The organism is Saccharomonospora sp. NB11 (assembly GCF_015910535.1).
Taxonomy (GTDB): Bacteria; Actinomycetota; Actinomycetes; order Mycobacteriales; family Pseudonocardiaceae; genus Saccharomonospora.
In genome coordinates this window covers 38099-55695 of record NZ_JACBJG010000014.1, presented here as the reverse complement: position 1 = coordinate 55695, position 17597 = coordinate 38099, and the positions used below count along the sequence as shown (strand labels likewise).

The following is a 17597-nucleotide window of genomic DNA, read 5'->3' as shown; positions in this document are numbered from 1 at the left end:
AGGACGAGAAGTACGAACAGCGGCGTCTCGACGCCGAGGTGTTGTAGGCAGTCAACGAGATGCAGACACGCGTACGTACGACGCGGACACACGCGCGTAGGGCGCGGACACGCGTCGTCAAAGTGCGGACACACTGACGCAACATGCGGGCACGCGCGCGTCGGGACTCGGGTTCAGGGGTCGACGTCGTCCAGGAGTGTCGTGTCCGCTCCCGCCTCACGCAGTTCGTCGCGGACGACGCGGTAGGACAGGCCCTGGGGATATCCCTTGCGGGCCAGCATGCCGATCAAGCGGCGCGTGGCCTTCTGCTCGTCCACGTCACCCATGGTCCGCAGCTTCTTGCGCACCAGCTCCCGCGCCCGCTGCTCCTCGGCATCGGCGTCGATCTCGCCCGCGGCCTCCGCGGCGATCTCCGGGTCGACTCCCTTGCGCCGCAGCTCGGCCACCAGCGCCCGCCGCGCGAGACCTCGATAGGTGTGGCGGGACCGCACCCACATCTCGGCGAAGGCGGCGTCGTCGACCAGTCCCGCGTCGTCGAGCTTGCCGAGGAGCTTCTCCCCGACGTCCTCGGCGAAGCCCTTGCGCCGCAACGCCTGACGCAGCTCGTCCTTGGTACGCGGACGCGCGGCCAGGAGGTCGAAACAGACCTCCTTGGCCTTGCGCCACGCCTCGTCCGGCGGCAGTTCGCGCGTCAACGCAGACGGCCCGTCAGAAGTCGACCGGAGCAGGAGCGCCGTCCTCGCCCTCCTGGGCACCGATGCCGAGCTTCTCCTTGATCTTCTTCTCGATCTCGTTGGCCACGTCCGGGTTCTCGCGCAGGAAACGCCGTGCGTTCTCCTTGCCCTGGCCGAGCTGGTCGCCCTCGTACGTGTACCAGGCTCCCGACTTCCGCACGATGCCCTGATCGACCCCCATGTCGATCAACGAGCCCTCACGAGACACGCCGACGCCGTACAGGATGTCGAACTCGGCCTGCTTGAACGGCGGCGCGACCTTGTTCTTGACGACCTTGACCCTGGTGCGGTTACCGACCGGCTCACCGCCGTCCTTCAACGTCTCGATGCGGCGGACGTCGAGGCGGACGGAGGCGTAGAACTTCAGCGCCTTACCACCGGTGGTGGTCTCCGGGCTGCCGAACATGACGCCGACCTTCTCGCGGAGCTGGTTGATGAAGATCGCCGTGGTGCCCGAGTTGTGCAGGGCACCGGTGATCTTCCGGAGCGCCTGGCTCATCAGGCGGGCCTGGAGGCCCACGTGCGAGTCGCCCATCTCGCCCTCGATCTCCGCACGCGGGACCAGGGCAGCCACGGAGTCGATGACCAGGATGTCGAGAGCGCCGGACCGGATCAGCATGTCCGCGATCTCCAGCGCCTGCTCACCGGTGTCGGGTTGGGAGACCAGCAGGGCGTCGGTGTCGACGCCTAGTGCCTTGGCGTACTCGGGGTCGAGGGCGTGCTCGGCGTCGATGAAGGCGGCGATGCCACCGGCCTTCTGGGCGTTCGCCACCGCGTGCAGCGCGACCGTCGTCTTACCCGACGACTCGGGACCGTAGACCTCGACGATGCGGCCCCGCGGCAACCCACCGATCCCCAGCGCGATGTCCAGCGCGATCGCCCCCGTGGGGATGACCTCGACCGGCGGCCTGCTGTCCTCACCGAGACGCATCACCGATCCCTTGCCGAACTGCTTGTCGATCTGGGCAAGGGCCAGGTCGAGCGCTTTGCCCTTGTCCGGTGCTGCTGGCATGGAATCCACCTCATTGGCTGCTCATCGGGCCCGAAGACGTGCGGTGGCGCAGACGTGCTGTCGGAGTCCGAGGGATGTCTGTTGTTCGGGTCCGACGTTACGGGCGGGGTCGGACAGTTCGCGGCCGGACCGGGTGGTTGTCCACAGCCTGACCGGATTGTGGACACCACGATAGCCGAACAGGTGTTCGACGTCGATGCGACACCCCGAACGATTCGGCGCTCGCCGTCCGGGTGAGCCGGTAGACACTTCCACCGGGTCCCGCACCGTCGTCAGACACCACCGGTGGTCACCGCCGCTCCGGCGGTACGTCGAACTCGACGCACACCGCGTGCCAGACCTCCTTGGCCGAGTAGCCGTCGCGGAGCGCCTCGTCGGCCGTCCGGCCGCCGAGCGCGCTGAGCACGTGGTCGGCCGCGAGGGTCTCGGCGCGCATCGCGCCGAACTCCTCCTCCATGAGCCGTCGGAACACCGTGATTCGCATCGGCTTCAGCGTAGTCAGCCCGGTCGACCCCACGGCGCCCCCTACGGACCGTAGGGTGGTCGCATGGTGTTGTCGCAGGCGTTCTCCGAGCTCCAGTCGACCGCGCTCACGCTGGCCTCGATCGCGGTGGTCGGCAGCGCGCTGGTCGTGCTGGTCATCACCGCGCGCCGCAATCGGCGGAAGTGAGCGGGACTCACTCCCCCGGCTGGACCGTGGCCTCGAAGTAGTTCGCCATCTCGTTCGGCGGGGTGGCCTCGCCGTCGCCCGTGACGTTGACCTGGTAGACGAACCCGGCGAGCGGGCGGTCGTCCACCGTGAACACCAGCACCGACGAGCTGCGCCCCGCCGAGGCGGCGTAGCGGCCGGACAGGCCGTTGCCCCTCCACTCCGCCTGCACCTGGTCCCCGCCGCCGGTACGGCTGATCAGGCCGTCGGTGTACTGCTCGATGACCTCGGTGGAGTCCGAGTGGATATAGGTGACTTGCGCGCCGGGCAGCCCGGGTGCCGCGCACGTCACCGTGACCCCGAGTTCCTCCTCGTTGGGAGGCGCGGCGGCTCCCTTGCCCGTTCCGGGCGCGCAATCGTTGTCCCGGGGCACACCGCCCGCGAGCTGGCGCAGGCAGCCGGTGAAGCCCTCCTCGTCGGGCTCACCCGGTTCGCGGCACTCCTGCGCCGTGTAGGTGGTGACCGAGGACGAAGGCCAGAACAAGAACGCCCCGACACCGCCGAGGATCGCCACGACCGCGACGGCGGCGCCCACCCACCAGCCCTTGCGGCTCTTGTTCTTCCCGCTCACCGGCACGGTCGGGAAGTGGGCAGGCTGTGTGGCCAACGGCCCGGAAGGAGGTCCGAGCGGTGCCGTGGTGTGCTGCTGTCCCCCGCCGTTCGCTCCGTAGGGCGCCGGTGCCACGGGCTGGTACTGCGGGGCGGCCTGCTGCGGCGGAGTCATGCCCGCTGGAGGCGAGTACGGTCCGGTGACCACCGCCGGTCCCGACGACTGCCCGCCGACGACCTCTCCATCGACCTGCTGCGTCCGCATGCTGAGCCCGTCGGGGCCGACGTGGTGGGCGCCGAACGCCACCGCCGTCTCGGGTTGGTCGAGGCTGGAAGGCACCACGCCGAGCTTCTCGGCCAGCAGACTGCCCACGAGCGGCAGTCGGCTCGACCCACCGACGAGGTAGATGCCCGCGAGCTGGTCGGGGGACAACCCGGCCGACCGCACCGTGCGCGCGAGCAGCTCCACGCTGCGCAGCATGGTGGGGCGCACCAGTGCTTCGAGTTCCGCCCGCGTGACCAGCACGTCCGAGAACGGCTCGGGCATGGGCACCTCGGTCTGCGGCAGGCGCGAGAGCGCCTCCTTGGCGGCCTTCACGTCCTCCTGCAGAGCCCGGCGGGCCCGACGGTCGGCCGTCGACTCGGGACGCAGCAGGCGCTGCCACCGCTGCGGATCGCTGTGCGAGACCTCGCGGCCGACGTGCACCAGCAGGGCCTGGTCGACGTCGAGTCCGCCCAGGTCGGGCAGTCCGTCCTCGGCCAGCACGGTGAAGCCGTTCGGCGTGGCCCCGAGCACGGCGACGTCGAACGTGCCCGCGCCGAGGTCGTAGACGGCGAGCGTCTGTCCCGGCGCGAGCGCCTTGCCGGGGAAGGAGGCGAAGTGGGCGGCGGCGGCGACCGGCTCGGGAACCAACGTGATGGCACTGTTGCCCATCCCCGCGAGCCGGGCGGCCGACAACAGCACGTTGCGTCGCACCGGCCCCCACTGCGCCGGGTGGGTCAGGCGGACCTCCTCCGGCAGTTCCCCGCCGAGTTGCCGCACGGTCTCGTCGAGAACTCGGCGCAGCACGGCGGCCAGCGCCTCGTTGACCGGCACCACGTCGGTGCCGAGGAGAAGCGTCTGTTCGTCGACCCTGCGCTTGGGGTTCGGTTCGAATCGCGTCGGGTCGAGTCGCGCCCGGCGTTCGGCGTCACGCCCCACCACCAGCTCGCCCTGCTCCTCGGCGAACACGGCCGAGGGCATCGTGGCCGAGCCGTCCACGTCGATGACCCTGGGCTGTCTCCCGTGTGCCGAGAGTACGGCGACCGTGTTCGACGTACCGAGATCGACGGACAGAATCCCCACCAGTTCTCCCTTGCCGAATTCCGCGAGAAACCGCGGTGATGCTTTCACGTCCGACGCCGACGTGGGGGACGCACCCGGCAAGTCGTCCTCGTCGGGTCCCCGTCCCGTCCCCGTCCCACTCGCACGCCGGGCCGAACTGTCGGTGTGCCACGCATGATGGAAGACGTGCCTGACGACGTCCGTCCCGAGCCGCTCGCGTTGTTCTCCCCCGCCACGCGGGACTGGTTCGCGAGCGCGTTCGAAGCGCCCACCGCCGCGCAGGAGGGCGCGTGGCGCGCGGCCCAGGAGGGCGAGCACGCGCTGGTGATCGCACCCACCGGGTCGGGCAAGACGTTGGCCGCGTTCCTGTGGGCGCTCGACCGGCTGGCCACGCTGCCGCCGCCGGAACGCAGTCGCCGCTGCCGTGTCCTGTACGTCTCGCCGTTGAAGGCACTGGCCGTGGACGTGCAACGCAATCTCCGGGCACCGCTGACCGGCATCTCGCAGGCCTTCCGGCGTCGGGGACTGGAGCCGCCGGACATCAGCGTGGGCACGCGCACGGGCGACACCACGCCCGCCGAACGGCGCGCGTTCGCGCGCACCCCGCCCGACATCCTGGTGACCACCCCGGAATCGTTGTTCCTGCTGCTGACCTCCGCGGCCCGCGAGTCGCTGCGAGGTGTCGACACGGTGATCGTCGACGAGGTGCACGCGGTGGCGGGCAGCAAACGCGGCGCGCACCTGGCGCTGTCGTTGGAGCGGCTGGACGATCTCCTCGAACACCCGGCGCAACGCATCGGGTTGTCGGCCACGGTCCGACCCGTCGACGAGGTGGGTGCGTTCCTCACCGGCGGCAGGCCCGTGCAGGTCGTGCAACCGCCACTGACCAAGACGATCGACGTCCGTGTCGAGGTGCCCGTCGAGGACATGGGGGAACTCGACGCTCGACCCTCGCGTACGGAACCGGCACCTCTACCCAGCGAGGCCGACCCGGACGCGAGCCTGGAGCTACCCGAACCGACCCCACGGCCGTCGATCTGGCCTGCCGTCGAGGAACGCGTGCTCGACCTCGTCCGAGCCCATCGCTCCACGATCGTGTTCGCCAACTCCCGGCGCCTCGCCGAACGGCTCACCGCCCGGCTCAACGAACTCGCCGCCGAGCGCGCGGAGCTGGCCGCCGACCTCGACGAAGCGAGCGACTTCCCCGCCGAGGCGGTCGGCCAGTCGGGCACGACGCGCCCGCAGACGGAGGCTGCTCCGGTGGTGGCGCGCGCCCACCACGGCTCGATGTCGCGCGAGCAACGCAGCCGCGTCGAGGAGGACCTCAAGTCGGGCACGCTGCCCTGCGTGGTGGCGACCTCCTCGCTGGAGCTGGGCATCGACATGGGTGCCGTCGATCTCGTGATCCAGGTGGAGGCGCCGCCCACGGTGGCGTCGGGACTGCAACGCGTCGGTCGCGCGGGACACCACGTGGGAGCGGTGTCGACGGGCGTCATGTTCCCCAAGTTCCGGGGCGACCTCGTCTCGTGCGCCGTCGTGGCCGAGCGCATGGCCGAAGGCGCCATCGAGGCCGTGCGCTATCCCCGCAACCCGCTGGACGTGCTCGCGCAGCACGTGGTGGCCATGGTCGCCGTCGAACCGCGCACGGTGGACGACGTGGCGGCGACGGTGCGCAGGGCCGCCCCGTTCGCGGCACTGCCCGACGACGCGCTGCACGCCGTGCTGGACATGCTGGCGGGGCGGTACCCGAGCGAGGAGTTCGGCGAACTGCGTGCCCGCATCACCTGGGACCGCGTCACGGGCGTGCTGGAGGGCAGGCCGGGGGCGCAACGGCTCGCGGTCACGTCGGGAGGCACGATCCCCGACCGCGGCCTGTTCACCGTCATGACGCCGGGCGACGGGGAACGGCCGGGGTCCCGCGTCGGCGAGCTCGACGAGGAGATGGTCTACGAGTCGCGGGTGGGCGACACGATCCTGCTGGGCACGTCGTCGTGGCGGATCACCGACATCACCCACGACCGGGTCCTGGTGGTTCCCGCGCCCGGACACCCCGCGCGCATGCCGTTCTGGCGGGGCGACGCCCAGGGCCGACCGCTGGAACTGGGCCGCGCGCTGGGACGACTCCTCCGGTTTCTGTCCACGTCGGAACGCGACAAGGCACTGCGACGCGCCGAGGAGGCCGGACTCGACGCGTGGGCGGCGGCGAACCTCGTGGCCTACGTCGACGAGCAACGCGAGGCCACCCGCCACGTCCCCAGCGACCGGACCGTGCTGCTGGAGCGGTTCCGCGACGAGCTCGGCGACTGGCGCGTGGTCGTGCACTCCCCGTTCGGCGCGCAGGTCAACGCCCCGTGGGCCCTCGCCGTTGCCGCGCGGCTGCGCGAACGACGCGGGGTGGACGCCCAGGTCGCCCACTCCGACGACGGCATCGTGCTACGGCTGCCGGACGCGCTGGACGACGAGGGCCGGGAGGTGACGATCGGCGCGGAGGATGTCGTTCTCGATCCGGACGAGGTCGAGGAGCTGATCACCACCGAGGTGAGCGGGTCGGCGCTGTTCGCGGCCCGGTTCCGCGAGTGCGCGGCGCGCTCGCTCCTGCTGCCCCGGCGGGACCCGCGACGCCGTACGCCCCTGTGGCAGCAACGGCAGCGGGCCTCCCAGTTGCTCGGGGTCGCGGCCAAGTACGAGCGATTCCCCGTCGTGCTGGAGGCGATGCGCGAGTGTCTCCAGGACGTGTACGACGTGGGCGGGCTGAAGGAGCTGATGGCCGACGTCGCGGCGCGGTCGGTGCGAGTCGTCGAGGTGGAGACGCCGTCGGCCTCGCCGTTCGCCCGCAGCCTGCTCTTCGGCTACGTCGGCATGTTCCTGTACGAGACCGACGCCCCACTGGCCGAGCGGCGGGCGGCGGCGCTGTCGCTCGACTCGACGTTGCTGGCGGAACTGCTCGGCACCGAGGCGATCCGCGAGCTGCTCGACGCCGATGTCGTGGCCGAGGTCGAACGCTCGCTGCAGCGACTCGACCCCGACCGCCACGCCCGAGGGCCCGAGGACACGGCCGACCTGCTGCGCTTCCTCGGTGACCTCACGCGTGAAGAGGCCGCCGCCCGTGGCGTCCGACCGGAGTGGTTCGACGAGCTCGTGGCGCGACGTCGCGCCATCGTCGTCCGCATCGCGGGCGAGGAGCGCCATCTCGCGATCGAGGACGCGGGCCGGGTCCGCGACGCCCTGGGCGCGGCTCTCCCGGTGGGCGTTCCCGAGGCGTTCACCGAGCCTGTGGCCGACCCGCTGGGCGACCTGCTCCGCCGCTACGCCCGCACCCGGGGGCCGTTCTCGGCCCACGACGCCGCGGCGCGGTTCGGGCTCGGGCTCGCGGTGGTGACCGGCGTGCTCGACCGGTTGACCGCCGACGGCACGCTCGTGCGCGGCGAACTCCGTCCCCAGGCCCACGAGGCAGGTACCGAGTACTGCGACGCCGCCGTGCTGCGTCGACTGCGGCGGGCCTCGCTGGCACGGCTGCGCGCCGAGGTCGAGCCGGTCGAACCCGCCGCGCTGGGACGGTTCCTGCCGAGCTGGCACGGCGTCGGCGCACACCGATCCAGCCGGTGGACACCGACGGCCGACGACGTGCTCGCGGTGGTCGAACAACTGGCCGGAGCCCCACTCCCGGCGAGTGCGGTGGAATCGCTGATCCTGCCGAGCAGGCTGCCCGGCTACTACCCGGCGCTGCTCGACGAACTGATGGTGGCGGGCGAGGTCACGTGGTGCGGCTGCGGCTCGCTCTCCGGTGGTGACGGGTGGATCGCGCTGGCACCCACCGACGTCGCCGAGGCGCTGCTGCCGGACGTGGAGGACACGTCCACGCACGGTCCGCTGCACGACGCCGTCGTCGCGGCCCTGGAAGGGGGCGGTCTGTTCTTCCGCCAGATCGTCGACCGCGTCACCGTGACGCTCGACCAACCGTGCACCGACGCCGACGTGGTCACCGCGTTGTGGGATCTCGTGTGGTCCGGCCTCGTCACCGGTGACACGCTGGCGCCGCTGCGCGCCCAGGTCGCGGGCAAGGGTGCCGCACACAAGCCTCGACGGTCCACACCTCGGGGCCGGTACGCGCGGCTGCGCGCGGCCCGACCCGCGATGCCCAGCCGCACCGGTCCCCCGACGGTCGCCGGGCGATGGGGCCTGACCCCACCGCGCGAGACCGACCCCACGCGCCGCGCCCACGCCCGGACGGAGTCGTTCCTCGAACGCCATGGTGTGCTGACCCGTGGCGCGCTCGACACGGAACGGGTCACCGGCGGCTTCTCGGCCGTCTACCGGGTGTTGCGTGGTATGGAGGACTCGGGGCACGTCGTCCGTGGCTACGTCGTGGAGGGGCTGGGTGCGGCGCAGTTCGCCGTGCGTGGGGCCGTCGACCGGCTTCGTGCCGTCGCGGACGCCGGGGGCTGGCGGCCGGAGCAGCGGGCCGTCGTCCTCGCTGCCGCCGATCCCGCCCAGCCATACGGCGCGGCGCTCGCCTGGCCGCCGGTCGTGGGCGACACGAAGCATCGCCCCGCACGCAAGGCAGGAGCGCTCACCGTGCTCGTCGACGGCACCCCTGCCCTGTACGTCGAGCGGGGTGGCCGGTCGTTGCTGTCGTTCACCGACGACCCGATCATCCTCCGGGCCGCCGCCGGGGCGTTGTCGGACGCCGTCCGCGACGGGTGGCTCGGGCAGTTGCAGGTCCAGCGGGCCGACGGCGAACAGGTGTTGACCTCGGAGCTCGCCGTGGTGCTCCGCGAAGCCGGCTTCCGCGCGACCCCGAAGGGCTTGCGCCTGCGCGCATAGCGAGCGTGTTCGCGGTGGTCACGGCGTCGCTAAGCTCGCGCCGTCATCACTTCCCGGAAGGACCACGAGCATGGCCAAGCGCGACATCCGCTACTTCGGCGACCCGGTGTTGAAGTCGCCCTCCGACCCGATCACCACCTTCGACGACACGACCCGGGCGTTGGTGGACGATCTCCTCGACACGGTGCAGGCACCAGGACGGGCCGGCCTCGCCGCACCCCAGATCGGGGTCGGGGTGCGGGCGTTCAGCTACAACGTCGACGGCGACCTCGGCTACGTGCTCAACCCGGAGATCGTCGAGCTCTCCGAGGAGAAGCACGAGGTCATGGAGGGCTGCCTGTCTCTGCCCGGCCTCGGATTCGCGACGGTGCGCGCAGTGCGCGCGACGGTCAAGGGTGTGGACCTCCGCAACGAGCCGGTGATCGTCTCGGGCGAGGGACTGATGGCCCAGTGCCTCCAGCACGAGGTCGATCACCTCGACGGTTACCTGTACATCGACCGGCTGGACGCCGAGCGACGCAAGCAGGCACTGCGTCAGGCTCGTGATCAGGACTGGTTCTGGTCCCGTTAGGACAATCACGGGAACGACACGCGCGATCACGAATATCGTTATCCGACTGTGTCCATCCCCACTCTCTCGTGACTTCTTCGTTGCCGGTTCTTAATCTCACCGGCGCTGGGATCACGGGAGTTGAGGGACGATGACGAGACATCGGACGGCACGCGGTCGGCATCGCAAACCGACCCAACCTCGGATATGGATCGCCCCGACCGCCTTGGGCGTGGTCGCCGCCGCCGCGCTGGCGCTGATGATCTACACCACGAACGGTCTGGTCCGCAGCGACCCCGCGTCCGCGGCACTCGTCATGTCGGGCGGCCCGGCCCCGACCTCCTCGACGAGCATCGAACCGCCGCCGTCCTCCACCTCGACCCCGACCACGTCCACCACGACGTCCACACCACCCGAGACCACCGAGACGACCGAGCCGGAACCGACCTCGGAGACCACCACCGAGGAAGCTCCACCGCCGGAGCCCGTCGAGCCCGAGCCGCAGGCGTGCTCGACCGACCTGGAGAACACCGAGCCGCACGTGGCACAGGTCGGACACCACGTGCTCACCCGGTTCGCGGTCGACTCGGTGGGCGGTCGGGCCGGGCGCGCGAACGCCAGCGACCACCCCGTCGGACTCGCCCTCGACTTCATGGTCGACCCGGCAGTGGGCGACGAGCTCTCGGAGTACCTCGTGGCCCACCAGGCCGAGTTCGGCATCACCTACGTCATCTGGTACCAGCGCATCAACAGCGGCTCAGGCTGGACGACGATGGAGGACCGCGGCAGCCCCACCGCGAACCACATGGACCACGTGCACGTCTCGTTCGCCGCGGGCGCCGACGTCGCCGTCATCTGCTGAATTCCCCGCTACCGCGTGGCCAGGCGCAGCAACGCCCAGAGCTGCCCCACGGCGTCGTGGTCGCCCGCAACGGACACCGCACTCGGCCCCTGACGCCCCCAGAGCCACAGGTAGACCTGCTCGGGCTCACCCGACACCACCGCGTCGACCTCGTCGGGCTCGGCTCCCGAACTGCGCCGTACGACGGTCGACTCGGGCGTCATCCGGGCGAGCCACCGACAACCGGCCGCGGCAACGGCGACCGTCGCCGTCCGGGTACCGGTGACGCCGAGCATGGGCAGCCGGTGCCCGAACCACAGTAGGAGCGCCTCGTCGATGCCGTCGAGCGCGACGTCGTGTGCGATCTCGGAGCTTTCCACACCGAGCGCCCGCTCGGCGTCGACGCGGTGCATCGTGGTCTCGTGCGCCATGCGCCGGTACCAGAACCCGGCTGTCGGATCGTCGTCCCACCACGTGGCCGCACTCGTGGTCGGCGTACGGGCGGCGAGGACGTCCCGAAGCCCCTCGGCACCGTCCCGCAGATAGCCCTGCACGGTCTGCCCGGGAACCGGGTCACGCTGCCACCGTCGCGGCGCCTCGCCGTGCAGCACCCAGTGGGACGCCGCCCGGTGGACACTGCCCACGTGCCGCACTACCTCGCTCAACGTCCACCCCGGGCACGTCGGCACAGCGGCCTCCGGAGAACCCGACCGTGACACCTCCACCAGGAGCTCGGCCTCGTACCCGATCGCGTCGAGCAACCTGCCGTGGTCGATCACGCTCCCGGACCTCATCGGTCGCCCCGCCGCTCCCCCGGTCGCGTTCCACCCGGGAAGACACTCGAAGCGGCGTCTCCGTGCACGACTCGCGCGGCCAACGCGACGAAGTCGGCCGCCCGCCGTCGGAGTTCCTCGGCCGACTCCGCGGTGACCCGACGAGTGATGCCCGCCTGCGCGGCGGCGTGGGTGGCGGAGTGGGTCGCGAAGTACTCGGCCCACTGCCGAACCTCGGGCGCGGCCTCCGCCAACAGCGTCCACGTGCTCTGCGGCTTCGCCACGCGGCGGTGCGGTCGTCCCTTCGCCACCAGGATCGCCGCTCCCGCGCGCAACGCCGAGGCGTAGGCGGCGACGAACCGGGTCGCGGCCGTCGTCTCCCGCGCGACCTCCGCGAGACCGTGACCCGCCTGCGCCACCAGCGATGCGGCCTCCGGAGACGCCGGACGACGCGGCTCGAACGGCTCGGACGGCCGTCCGGTGCGTTGGGTCGGTATCGCCGACGGTGGTGCCGCGAGATCGGCCGTCCGCGCGTCCCCGTCGGAGGTCCGTGTCGACCTGCCCGCCCACGTCGGCCGACCGGACACCGGCCAGGTTCCGTCACGCCGAGGCACGAATTCCACCGTCATGGCTCCACCTCTCTTCCGGCCCGGCACGGCGGCGGGAGCCGGCGCGGGGTGCTTCCCCCACCACCGCGCCGGCGCCCTCGTCGAACCGCACCCGTCGACGAACCAACCACCACGTGTCGAACATGTGTTCGAACACCCCAACATTAACCCGCGCCGCCACCACCTTCAAGTCCCCACGAACACCGATATCCCCGGAAGCGGCGTCGCACGCGGCGAGCCGCCGTGATCTCATAGCCGTATGAGCGCGACACGCGATCGGTCTGCCGACCCTCTCCGTGACCACCCGTCCGTCGCCAAGGTCGCCGCCGTGCTGGCCGAAGCCGGCCTGGCCACGAGCGTCGACGGCATCCGGTTCCTCCCCCGGGCAGTGCGCACGGCCGCGCAGGCCGCCGAGGCGATCGGGGTGGAAGTGGGCGCCATCGCCAACAGCCTCGTGTTCCGCACGACGGACGACGACGGCGTGGTGGCTCCGTTGTTGGTCCTCACCTCGGGAGCCCACCGGGCGGACACCGCGATGCTGGCCGAACTCACCGGGACGCGCCGCGTCGACCGCGCCGATCCCGAGTTCGTCCGAACCCACACGGGCCAGGTGATCGGCGGCGTCGCACCGGTCGGTCATCCCGGTCGCCTCACCACGCTGGTGGACGAGGCACTGCGCTCCTACGACACCGTGTGGGCCGCCGCCGGACACCCGAACACGGTCTTCCCCGCGACGTTCGACGACCTGGTGACCGTCACGGGCGGCCGTGTCGCCACCGTCTCCACCTCCACCGACTCCCGCACCGGAAGGTCCGCACCCCGATGACCGCCACCTCGCCCGGCCACCAACGCATCGTCCGGCTCACCGGTGAGGAGTTCCGAGCGCTGCTCCCCGAGGCGTTGTCGATCTACGTCGCCGCCATGAACTACCCGCCGAACACGGCACAGCAGCGTGCTCCCATGTGGTTGACCCACGCGTTGCGGGCCGGGTGGCGCGGCGTGGCCGCGTTCGACCCGGACGACACCCTGGTCGGCGTCGCCTACGGCTACCAGGGAAGTCCCGGGCAGTGGTGGTACGAGCAGGTGCATCGAGGAGTGCTGCTCCAGCGGGACGAGGACGTCGCGCGCACGTGGCTGTCCGACTACTTCGAGTTGACCGAGATCCACGTGCGTCCCGACCACCACGGCCGCGGCATCGGCGAGACCCTGCTGCGCACGCTGCTGGACGGCGTGGCGCAGAGCAGGGTGCTGCTGTCGACGCCCGAGGGGCCGACCCGCGCCTGGCGGCTGTACCGCAGGCTCGGGTTCGTCGACATCCTGCGGGACTACCGCTTCGCGGGTGATCCGAGGCCCTTCGCCGTGCTGGGACGCACCCTCCCGCTGGACTGAGCGGGAGGGTGCGCCCGGCATCGCGTCAGCGCCCGCGCCGCAGGTCACCCCCGACCAGGGCACCCAGCAGCAACACCGCTCCGCACCATCCGGCGAAGCCGAGGTCGTCGCCGAGCAGAAGTGCGGCCAACACGGCTGCCGTCAACGGTTCCAGCAACGCGGACATCGCGGCCACCACCGGACGCGAGTGCTCCAGCCCCCCGGAAGTAGGCGAGGTAGGCCAGCGCCGTGGGAACCGCGCCCAGGTAGAGCGCCACGGCGAGCACGTCGAGCTGCCACGACGGCACGGACACCGGGGACACGGTGAGGAGCGGGGCCAGCAGGAACGCCCCCACCAGGCAGCCGAACGCGGTGGTACGCAAGGGATCGAGCCCCTCGACCGGCGTACGGGTGACGAGGGTGAGCGTCGCGAAGCCCGCGCCGGAGGCCACTGCGCAGGCGAGTCCCAGCACGAAGCCCGCTCCCCCGGACAGCTCACCCGGCGAGGCGGTGAGCAGGACAAGCCCCACCACGGCACACCCGATCGACGTCGTGGTCACCGGATCGGGCAGCCGCCGTTCCCTCACAGCACCGGCCACGGCGACGAACACCGGGACACTGCCGATCGTGGTCATGGTGGCCACACTCACCGAGGTGAGCGTGACCGCCGCGAAGTAGCACGCCTGATAGCAGGCCAGCAGCGCACCGGCGACGAGCACGCGGCGTACCGCTTCCCGCGTGCGGGGAAGAGCCCGGAGCCTTCCGGTGCAGCCCAGCAGGAGCAGGGCGAACGCGCCGCCGAGGGACAAGCGGCACACGGCGACGGCAGGCGAGGACAGACCGGCCCGCTCGGACAGAACGGACCCGGCGAGGCCGCCGGTGCCCCACAGGACCCCGGCGACGATCAACTGGACGGATGCCGCGCGCGACCGCGCGGCGATGGTCGTGGACATGACGAATGCGCTCCCACGTCGGAGTCGGACGACTGAAGACGGACGACGCGGGGCACGACGAAGACGGCCGTCACCGGGACACCGGTCGTCGACCGGGCCGGGAGGCCTGATGATCACCCCGCGTCAGGAGCGCGGCGGCGGAGACAGCGGCGCGAGAACGCGACGCACGACGTGATGCATGACGGGGATTCTAGCCGGGGAGCTCGACGCCGACCGTTGTTTCGATCATCGACGGCCAGGGAATCTCAACCGGGTGCCGGACCATAGTGAGCGCCTCACCCCGCCACTGCCGCTCGCGGCGCTCGTGACGCTGCCCGGGCTCTACCTCGGCGGAACCGACTATCTGGGCCTGCCGAGCCCGGAGCTCGCCGCGCCACTGGCCGCGCTCCTCTACGGCATCGCCATCGTGGGTGCCGCCTTCATCCTGTCCTGGGCCGCGGAAGCCGCTCAGGTGGACATCAACGGCGGGCTGGCTCTGGCGTTGCTGGCGTTCCTCGCCGTGCTCCCCGAGTACGCCGTCGACTTCGTGTTCACGATGAACGCGGGACGGATCAACGCCGAACACGGTCATTGCATGCCCGTGGCCGACGGGAGCAACCCGTGTTCGCTCGCACTGGCCAACATGACCGGCGCGAACCGGATTCTCGTCGGCGTCGGATGGCCGCTCGTGGTGCTCGTGGCCACGCTCGCCGTGGTGCGGGCACGCCGCAACGGCGGAGCCCACAGCGCGTCCGCGCACAAGGGCTGGGTGAGACTGCCCCGCCGCATGTCGGCGGAGATCTTCTTCCTCGGCGCGGCCACCCTGTACTCGCTGCACTTCCCCTTCCGGGATTCGCTGACGCTCGTGGACGCCGCGGTGCTCGTGTCGCTGTTCGTCGCCTACGCGTGGCGGCTGGCGAAGGCTCCCGTGGAGGAACCGGAACTCACCGGCACCTCGGCGTGGATCGGCACCCGACCGAAGACGACGCGACGCTGGCTCTACGGAGCCATGTTCGGCTTCGCCGCGATCATCATCCTGGCCACGGCGGAGCACTTCGCGCACAACCTCGTGCAGACGGGGACGGACCTGGGGATCGACCAGTTCCTGCTCGTGCAGTGGGTGGCGCCGCTGGCGAGCGAGTCGCCGGAGCTGATCGTCGCGTGCCTGTTCGCGTGGAAGCTGCACGCGAGTTCCGCGCTTGGCACGTTGATCTCCAGCAAGGTCAACCAGTGGACCCTGCTCGTCGGGACGATCCCGATCGTCTTCGCCATCTCCAGCGGGTCGTTCGACGGGCTGCCCATCGACCTGCATCAGCGCTTCGAGCTGATGATCACGGCAGCGCAGTCGCTGTTCGCCGTGGCGATCCTGGTGTCGCTGACCATGACGGCACGGTGGGCTGCCGCACTGCTGACGTTGTTCTTGATCCAGTTCATCACCAGCATCCTGCTGCCGGAGGAGACCGACCGGATCATCATCTCCGTCCTGAGCGCGATCTACGTGCTGCTGGCGATCGTGCTGCTCGCGCGTCGGTTCGCGGACACGAAGCGGGTCGTCCGCGACGGCCTGGCGACCCCGTTCGACGTGTTGCAGCGTGCCGACGAGCAGGAGGCCGTCCGGCTCCGTCAGGAGTGAGCCGGACGGCCTCCCGTCACCTCACGCCGAGAGCAGGTCCTGCAACGTGGACAGGCCCATGCCTCCCATGCGCAGGGCCTTCGTGTGGAAGGCCTTGAGGTCGAAATCGGCTCCCTCACGGCGTCGGGCCTCCTCCCGGGCCTCCAACCACAGCCGCTCGCCGAGCTTGTAGGCGGGCGCCTGTGCCGGCCAGCCCAGGTACCGGTCGATCTCGTCGTGCACGTGGGCGGGGTCGGTGATGGTGCGCGTGAGCATGAACTCCAACCCGAGGTCGGGCGTCCAGCGCTCGCCCTCGTGGAAGCCGGTGCCCTTCGGGATCTCCAGCTCCAGGTGCATGCCGATGTCCACGACGACGCGGGCGGCGCGGAAGAGGTGCGCGTCGAGCATGCCCAGCAGGTTGCCGTCGTCGTTCAGGAAGCCGAGGTCCTGCATCAGGCGCTCCGCGTAGAGAGCCCACCCCTCGGCATGCCCGGAGGTCGAGGCGAACATGCGCTGGAAGCGGTTCAGCGACCGCTCGTGGACCTGCGTCGCGATCTGGAGGTGGTGCCCAGGGGCACCCTCGTGGTAGACGGTGCTGACCTCGCGCCAGGTGGAGAACTCCTCCTTGTCGGCGGGCACCGACCACCACATCCGGCCGGGCCTGCCGAAGTCCTCGGCGGGACCGGTGTAGTACGCGCCCACCGGGCCCCCGGGCGGTGCGATACGGCACTCCAGGGCCATGATCTCGTCCGGGATCTCGAAGTGGACGTCGCGCAGGGCGGCCAGCGCGTCGTCGGAGAGCCGCTGCATCCACTGCTCGAACGCGGCCTGGCCGTGCACGCGGTAGCGCGGATCGGCGTCCAGCGCCTGCGCCGCCTCGGCCAGCGTCGCCCCCGGCTTGATGCGCTCGGCGACCTCCTTGGCCTCGCGCTCGACGCGGGCGAACTCCTCCCAGCCCCACTCGTAGGCCTCGCGCGGGTCGAGGTCGGCACCGAGGAAGTAGCGCGACCACACGCGGTAGACGTCCTCGCCGACGGCGTCCTTCGTCGGCGCCTCGGGCGCCAGCTCGGCCCGCAGGAAGCCCGCCAGCTCGGCGTACGCCTCCTGCGCCTCGCGAGCGGCCTTACCGAGCTGCTCCTTCAGACTGTCCGGAACGTTCTCGGCCCTGCTCGCGAGCGACTCGAAGTAGCCGGTGCGACTGGACAGGCCCGCCCACAGATCAGCCTGCTCGGCCACCTTGGTGACCTGGCGCAACGCCGGCGCCCGACCGGCCTCGACGGCGGTCAGCAACGACGCGCGGACACCGTCGAGCGCGTCCGGCACGCCTGCCATGCGCGTGGCGACCTTCTCCCAGTCCTCGGTGGTCTCCGTCGGCAGGAGATCGAAGATCATGCGCAGGTTCTGCGGCGGACTCTCGAGCACGTTGAGCGACGCCACGTCGAGACCGGCCTCGTGGATCGCGACTTCGTTGCCGACCCGCTCCGTGAACACCGCCTTCGCGACGCGCTCGCTCTCGTCCTGAGGCTCCGTGGCCTCCATGGCGGTCAGCGCCCGGCGCATGATGGCGCCGCGAGCGGCGTGTCCCTCCGGGGAGTAGTCGGTCACCCGGTCGCGGTGATCACCGACACCGATCAGCACGGCCACATCGGGGTGTGCCGCGGCGTAGTCGTCGACAGTCTGGTCAGAGATCTCGTGGACGTTCATGCCCGCACGCTACCCCGCTGAGGAGATGGGCAGACAGCGATTTCGACGCGCCTGGGA

Annotated in this window: 14 protein-coding genes and 1 pseudogene; 7 read left to right on the top strand and 8 right to left on the bottom strand. The window is 71.0% G+C overall.

Annotated features, from left to right (window positions below):
- Window positions 1-173: 173 nt before the first annotated feature.
- The 3 genes from JAV51_RS18490 to JAV51_RS18480 all read right to left on the bottom strand — a co-directional run bounded on the left by JAV51_RS18490 (window position 174) and on the right by JAV51_RS18480 (window position 2230).
- Window positions 174-695, bottom strand: coding sequence for a regulatory protein RecX (locus JAV51_RS18490; protein ID WP_197322010.1), 522 nt, complete (start codon window positions 693-695; stop codon window positions 174-176).
- A gap of 13 nt (window positions 696-708) precedes the next feature.
- On the bottom strand, window positions 709-1746 hold the full coding sequence (recA, locus tag JAV51_RS18485; RefSeq protein ID WP_197322009.1) for a recombinase RecA: 1038 nt from the start codon (window positions 1744-1746) through the stop codon (window positions 709-711).
- A 289-nt stretch (window positions 1747-2035) separates the two neighbouring features.
- Window positions 2036-2230 (bottom strand): DUF3046 domain-containing protein, encoded by a 195-nt coding sequence (locus tag JAV51_RS18480; protein ID WP_197322008.1) that lies wholly within the window; start codon window positions 2228-2230, stop codon window positions 2036-2038.
- A 63-nt stretch (window positions 2231-2293) separates the two neighbouring features.
- Between JAV51_RS18480 and JAV51_RS20405 the strand changes: the two genes are divergently transcribed.
- On the top strand, window positions 2294-2416 hold the full coding sequence (locus JAV51_RS20405; RefSeq protein ID WP_255535027.1) for a hypothetical protein: 123 nt from the start codon (window positions 2294-2296) through the stop codon (window positions 2414-2416).
- A gap of 7 nt (window positions 2417-2423) precedes the next feature.
- Here the strand turns inward: JAV51_RS20405 and JAV51_RS18475 are convergent, their stop codons facing one another.
- Window positions 2424-4349 (bottom strand): Hsp70 family protein, encoded by a 1926-nt coding sequence (locus JAV51_RS18475; RefSeq protein ID WP_197322007.1) that lies wholly within the window; start codon window positions 4347-4349, stop codon window positions 2424-2426.
- 156 nt (window positions 4350-4505) lie between these two features.
- Between JAV51_RS18475 and JAV51_RS18470 the strand changes: the two genes are divergently transcribed.
- The 3 genes from JAV51_RS18470 to JAV51_RS18460 all read left to right on the top strand — a co-directional run bounded on the left by JAV51_RS18470 (window position 4506) and on the right by JAV51_RS18460 (window position 10564).
- The gene (locus tag JAV51_RS18470) at window positions 4506-9152 is read left to right on the top strand and encodes an ATP-dependent helicase (protein ID WP_197322070.1); all 4647 of its coding nucleotides are present in this window, start codon (window positions 4506-4508) and stop codon (window positions 9150-9152) included.
- 70 nt (window positions 9153-9222) lie between these two features.
- Window positions 9223-9723 (top strand): peptide deformylase, encoded by a 501-nt coding sequence (gene def, locus JAV51_RS18465; RefSeq protein WP_197322006.1) that lies wholly within the window; start codon window positions 9223-9225, stop codon window positions 9721-9723.
- A gap of 130 nt (window positions 9724-9853) precedes the next feature.
- Window positions 9854-10564 (top strand): hypothetical protein, encoded by a 711-nt coding sequence (locus tag JAV51_RS18460; RefSeq protein WP_197322005.1) that lies wholly within the window; start codon window positions 9854-9856, stop codon window positions 10562-10564.
- An 8-nt stretch (window positions 10565-10572) separates the two neighbouring features.
- Here JAV51_RS18460 and JAV51_RS18455 read toward each other — a convergent pair whose 3' ends face one another.
- Both JAV51_RS18455 and JAV51_RS18450 read right to left on the bottom strand, forming a co-directional pair.
- Complete coding sequence (locus JAV51_RS18455) at window positions 10573-11337, bottom strand: maleylpyruvate isomerase family mycothiol-dependent enzyme (protein ID WP_197322004.1); 765 nt, start codon at window positions 11335-11337, stop codon at window positions 10573-10575.
- Window positions 11334-11945 carry an SAV_6107 family HEPN domain-containing protein gene (locus JAV51_RS18450; RefSeq protein ID WP_197322003.1) on the bottom strand — a complete coding sequence of 204 codons (612 nt, stop codon included), beginning with the start codon at window positions 11943-11945 and terminating at the stop codon, window positions 11334-11336. The genes JAV51_RS18455 and JAV51_RS18450 overlap by 4 nt, the downstream gene beginning before the upstream one ends.
- Before the next feature lie 238 nt (window positions 11946-12183).
- Between JAV51_RS18450 and JAV51_RS18445 the strand changes: the two genes are divergently transcribed.
- The gene (locus tag JAV51_RS18445) at window positions 12184-12750 is read left to right on the top strand and encodes a YbaK/EbsC family protein (RefSeq protein ID WP_197322002.1); all 567 of its coding nucleotides are present in this window, start codon (window positions 12184-12186) and stop codon (window positions 12748-12750) included.
- Window positions 12747-13313 carry a GNAT family N-acetyltransferase gene (locus JAV51_RS18440; RefSeq protein WP_197322001.1) on the top strand — a complete coding sequence of 189 codons (567 nt, stop codon included), beginning with the start codon at window positions 12747-12749 and terminating at the stop codon, window positions 13311-13313. The genes JAV51_RS18445 and JAV51_RS18440 overlap by 4 nt, the downstream gene beginning before the upstream one ends.
- Window positions 13314-13338: 25 nt before the next feature.
- On the opposite strand, the pseudogene JAV51_RS18435 reads toward JAV51_RS18440, so the two are convergent.
- Window positions 13339-14245 (bottom strand): annotated as a pseudogene (locus JAV51_RS18435) (DMT family transporter).
- Window positions 14246-14498: 253 nt separating this feature from the next.
- Here JAV51_RS18435 and JAV51_RS18430 point away from each other — a divergent pair.
- Window positions 14499-15857 (top strand): sodium:proton exchanger, encoded by a 1359-nt coding sequence (locus tag JAV51_RS18430; RefSeq protein ID WP_197322000.1) that lies wholly within the window; start codon window positions 14499-14501, stop codon window positions 15855-15857.
- A 21-nt stretch (window positions 15858-15878) separates the two neighbouring features.
- Here the strand turns inward: JAV51_RS18430 and JAV51_RS18425 are convergent, their stop codons facing one another.
- Window positions 15879-17540, bottom strand: a complete 1662-nt coding sequence (locus JAV51_RS18425; protein ID WP_197321999.1) for a DUF885 domain-containing protein — start codon at window positions 17538-17540, stop codon at window positions 15879-15881.
- Window positions 17541-17597: the final 57 nt, after the last annotated feature.

Coding starts and splice junctions, on each gene's coding strand:
- recA (WP_197322009.1), bottom strand. CDS start 1,746: ATGCCAGCAGCACCGGACAAGGGCAAAGCGCTCGACCTGGCCCTTGCC.
- JAV51_RS18480 (WP_197322008.1), bottom strand. CDS start 2,230: ATGCGAATCACGGTGTTCCGACGGCTCATGGAGGAGGAGTTCGGCGCG.
- JAV51_RS20405 (WP_255535027.1), top strand. CDS start 2,294: ATGGTGTTGTCGCAGGCGTTCTCCGAGCTCCAGTCGACCGCGCTCACG.
- JAV51_RS18470 (WP_197322070.1), top strand. CDS start 4,506: ATGGAAGACGTGCCTGACGACGTCCGTCCCGAGCCGCTCGCGTTGTTC.
- def (WP_197322006.1), top strand. CDS start 9,223: ATGGCCAAGCGCGACATCCGCTACTTCGGCGACCCGGTGTTGAAGTCG.
- JAV51_RS18460 (WP_197322005.1), top strand. CDS start 9,854: ATGACGAGACATCGGACGGCACGCGGTCGGCATCGCAAACCGACCCAA.
- JAV51_RS18455 (WP_197322004.1), bottom strand. CDS start 11,337: ATGAGGTCCGGGAGCGTGATCGACCACGGCAGGTTGCTCGACGCGATC.
- JAV51_RS18450 (WP_197322003.1), bottom strand. CDS start 11,945: ATGACGGTGGAATTCGTGCCTCGGCGTGACGGAACCTGGCCGGTGTCC.
- JAV51_RS18445 (WP_197322002.1), top strand. CDS start 12,184: ATGAGCGCGACACGCGATCGGTCTGCCGACCCTCTCCGTGACCACCCG.
- JAV51_RS18440 (WP_197322001.1), top strand. CDS start 12,747: ATGACCGCCACCTCGCCCGGCCACCAACGCATCGTCCGGCTCACCGGT.
- JAV51_RS18425 (WP_197321999.1), bottom strand. CDS start 17,540: ATGAACGTCCACGAGATCTCTGACCAGACTGTCGACGACTACGCCGCG.